General features: G+C 44.6%; 3 protein-coding genes and 1 pseudogene. All 4 read right to left on the bottom strand.

Going from position 1 to position 4,401, the window contains the following annotated elements:
* Nucleotides 1-179, bottom strand: a pseudogene (locus AC1DUA_RS25435) (sugar ABC transporter permease); the annotation flags it as partial.
* A 71-nt stretch (nt 180-250) separates the two neighbouring features.
* Nucleotides 251-1,729, bottom strand: coding sequence for an ABC transporter substrate-binding protein (locus AC1DUA_RS25430; protein ID WP_477502421.1), 1,479 nt, complete (start codon nt 1,727-1,729; stop codon nt 251-253).
* 153 nt (nt 1,730-1,882) lie between these two features.
* On the bottom strand, nt 1,883-3,403 hold the full coding sequence (locus AC1DUA_RS25425; protein WP_477502420.1) for a response regulator: 1,521 nt from the start codon (nt 3,401-3,403) through the stop codon (nt 1,883-1,885).
* Nucleotides 3,396-4,401: sensor histidine kinase (locus AC1DUA_RS25420; RefSeq protein WP_477502419.1), on the bottom strand; the 1,006-nt coding region annotated here is incomplete at its 5' end. The genes AC1DUA_RS25420 and AC1DUA_RS25425, both read right to left, overlap by 8 nt.

The raw sequence follows: 4,401 nt of genomic DNA, 5'->3' as shown, positions 1-4,401 counted from the left end.
CTTTCCACAATGCTTGCCCAAAAGCCGTCTCTGCTATAGCGATATTGCTTAAACGCAATCACCATACCGGCCATTGGTAAATAAGAGAAGAACAGGAACCAAAGCGTCGCTGGCAATGCCATCAGCAGCAGCACTCTACTTTGTTTAACATCTTTTAGAAATGCTCCTATTCTATTCATAAAATCACCCCTCACGATCAGATTAAAAAGATCAGGCGAATGATTGACATTCGCCTAATCCGAATTCTATCTTATTTTTTGTTAGCCGCTTTCCAAGCATCAATCTGACTTTGTGCTTCCGCGATAATTTTATCCAGACCAGCCGCTTTGAACTTCTCGTTCGCTTGTGGAATGAATTTATCAGGATCAACGGTACCTGTCATCAATGTCGCCCAGAACTCTTCTTTCACGTTCTGAACCGCAGCGATTTCTGCCGTCACTTTCGAAGGATCGAAGTTGAAACCAAGAAGTGGTGCCGGTACGCCAGTGTCATTGAACTTTTTGAACTCTTCCCATTTGTTCTCAGGATCTTTCTTGTCTTTGTATGTCAGTAGAACGTTACCAAGCGCGAAGGTTGGCATATCGTAGTTTTTGGAATCCGGTAAGTTTTCCATTTTATCGTTATCGAGCTTTTTGTAATGAACGCCCTCAATACCGGAATCAACCATATTGCGAAGAACTGGATCTGTATTCAGCAAGTTCAAGAACTCCATTGCTTTCTCTGGGTATTTGGAATTAGCTGAGATCGCTTGCATGGAACCCATCACGGACCAGTTGTAGATCAAAGCTGGGCTTGCTTGCTTGGAAACAACAGGATAACCATAGCTTGCTGACCATAGGTTATCTGCGAAAGGCTGATTGGTCGCTTTGTCCGCGAACCATTTGCCAGTCACTTGAACATCGTTGAGAGAGCTAAGCGTTGCTGCTTCTGTCGGAATGTATCCCGCTTTGTAGTATTTGTTCATTGCTTGAAGCGCTTGTTTCATTTCTGGTGTATCCAAAATGTTGACGACTTTATAATCCGGGTTGTTGACTTTCACAGCCATCGGCATTTTTTCAATGACATAGTCATAAGGCACATAAGGCATGAAGGTTTTGTCCACGGCTAAGCCATAAACGTTTGGTTCTTTTTCTTTAATCGCTTTCAGCAATGGCTCCAAGCTTTCAATTGAATTGACGTTATCGATATTTAAGTTGTATTTATCAACCAGGGTTTTGTTGAAACGCCATACGTCTTGTGCTGGAAGCTCTTTATTCGCTGGAACACCGTAGTTGTGGCCGTCTACTTTAGAGCCGTTCAAGAAGGCTGGGTCCAAGGCTTTGACGATGCCTTGTCCATTTTTTTGGAGCAGCTCATCAATTGACTTGAAAGCGCCTTTACGCGCGTTTTGTACATAATCGAATGCCCATGAAGACGTGAACATAATGTCCATAGGTGTACCGGAAGCGGTCATTACCTGCATCTTTTGCGGATAGTCGCCCCAATCGATCATGTTCATTTTTACGGTTACRCCAATTTTCTGTGTTGTGTATTTACTAACTTCAGCCATCACGCGGTCAACGTCTTTTTGAGGTGTTCCGATTGTGTACCAAATCAACTCTACCGGTTTATCCGGCGTTCCCGCTCCATTCGTATCGCTAGCATCTTTGCTTCCACATGCACTAAGTACCATTGAAGCTGCAAGCGTCAGTCCAAGTGTCGCAGTCCATCGTTTTTTGATCTTACTCATTTGTGTATCCTCCCTGTTCCGTGCTCTATTGTATACGCCCGAGGGGCTATATTTACAGTAACTCATGAAAGCATTTACAAATAGACGATAAATTAAATGTAAGCATGTACAAATCAAAGAAAAAACAAAAAAAGGACTGCACTCCAGTTTTCCCTAGAGCAGTCCTCTATAATCGGTCGGGGAAATCCCGACATACTTTTTGAATTGTTTGTAGAAATAACCGACTTCCCAATACCCCACATCTTTGGCAATGACATGTACCTTCAAATTGGTGGTTTTGAGCAGTTCCTTCGCTTTCTCGATCCGGTACCGATTGATATATTCTGTAAACGACTCATTAATCTCCTTGTGAAACAGCTGTCCTAAGTAGACCGGGTGAATGTGATAGTGAGCTCCTAACATCTTGAGAGAAAGCTCATCCGCGTACGATTCGTGGATATATTTCAGTACTTGCTGCACGATCGGACTTCGAACGTCGGATATTAATAATCCAACCGTCATATCAGCAACTTCCAGGATCGCTTTTTCCAGATCGTCCAGCGTCACGGCGCTCCTGATTTGTTGAAAAGCTTGATTGTACACATCCTGTTCCTCAGTGTGGCGGATCGCTTTGAGTTCCATTTTGAAATGAATCACCATCTCATAAGCAATATCCTGGAAATCCTGCGGGGTAATTCCTGGCAGGGCTTGAATCCGCTTGAAATCACTCTGAATTTGCAGCCTTAAGTTTTCTTGATCTTTGGCCACGATCAGCTTGGCATAACATGACCAGTCAATGATCGAGAAATCCACCTTTGGCTGGCCTTCGTGGAACACTAATTCGCTAACATCGATCATATAGAGCTCCGGGTACACCCAGAAATATTCTTGCGCTTTCTTCGCGCTGGCGTAACTTTCTCCTGTTTGCTCAGAGAGCTGTTCTACGCTGCCAACGGTGATACGGAGTAAACGATCATGCAGATCGACTTGAAATTGCCGAAGCAGATCCTTTAACTTTTTTCTGCCTCGATCAACCTCATTCATAGCAGCTAGCAGCACGATATCTCCATCCATATCGTAGAAGGTCGTCAACCAGTCATAAGCTTCCACTCGCTGTGAAAGGGTCTCAAACACCTCCGCGGCATCTGATTCTATCCGTAATACGCAGACTGCCATATACGAGCAATCCAGGTTGATGCCCAGCAGATCCGCTCGTTCGTAGAATTCCGTCGGTGCAATCTGATGCGTCAACCAGCGCTGCAAAGTGTTATCTTTCAGAATTTGCTTACTATAAGCTTGAACCAGCCGTGTCTCTTTATAAGAGTTCAGCTTCTCAACCGTATTGTGAAGAGTTGCTTTGAGCTCTTTGATATTTATAGGTTTCAGCAAATAATTCTCGATGCCCAGCATCATGCCTTCTTTTAAATAGGTAAACTCATCGAATCCGCTAAGCACGATTACTTTCAAGTCCGGGTGTCGTGTCCTGGCATTACGAATCAAATCAAGCCCATTCATCACAGGCATGGAGATATCCGTCAATAAGATATCCACGGTAGTTTCCTGCAGAGCTTCCAGAGCCTTCTGACCATTGCCCGCATGCCCGACAATTTCCAGCCCCGCTTCCGCCCAATCGATGATGTCATACAATCCTTCAACAATAAATGGTTCATCATCAACAATGAAAACCCTAAACATCGTATTCCTCCTTCCCGCCGTCTACAGGCAGCCATACGTCTATGGTCGTTCCATGCCCTGGCGTGCTTCTCAGCTCTATGCCATATTTACTGCCATACAGAAGCTTCAATCGTTGATTAATACTCCGCAGACCAAAAGATTCTTCTTCCGAATCCTCCGTTTGCAGAAGTTGCTCAATCTCTTTCAAACGTTCTGACGTGATCCCGTTCCCATTGTCTTCCACTTGAACGTGCAGAAATTCCTCGACTTGATTCACTCGAATCCGCAGCTCATTATCGGTGCTCTCATTCCGCAACCCATGCACGATGTAATTCTCAATGATAGGCTGCAGTGACATTTTCATGATACGAATAGGAGCAAGCTTCCGATCCCATTCGATTGCATACGTAAATTTATCTTTATAGCGAATCTGAAACAGCTCCAAATACAAGCGGCAGGCTTCCAGCTCGTCCTTCAGCGTGTATATTTTCTTCTGCTGGACAAAGCTGCGAAATAACGCCGATAAGCTGTAGATCATTTCACCAACATCATGCGCACCTTGGGAAATCGCCCGCATGCGGATCACTTCCAGTGTATTGTATAGAAAGTGAGGATTAACACGGGCTTGCAGGGCAGTTAATTCCGTATGTTTCTGCTTAATATCCGCCTTATATACGCGATCGATATATTGGTTCAATTCGTCGATCATCTCGTTAAAACTACGGGAAATCTGGCCCAGCTCGTCCTCCCGAATGTCCTGAATCCGTGCAGTCAAATCGCCTTGTTTGACCTTCCGAGTGAAGCGGATAATCAGGTTCGTTCGCTTAGCGACATTCAGCACCACCAGCGATGGCAGCAATATCGCGATAAAAATACAAACAGCGCTAATTGAAAAAATCGTGCTCCCGATTCGCCACGAAGAAGCTGTAAGCTCCTCTTTAGGCATCAGGCCGACGACGATGAAATCCCCTTTGTTTTGCGTAAGCTTCGTCACATAATTGGTTTTGTTCATATCGCTG

The sequence above is a fragment of the Paenibacillus sp. 01T422 genome (assembly GCF_056398785.1).
Note: the sequence above shows the minus strand (reverse complement) of the source record. Positions and strands in the feature narration are given on the sequence as shown.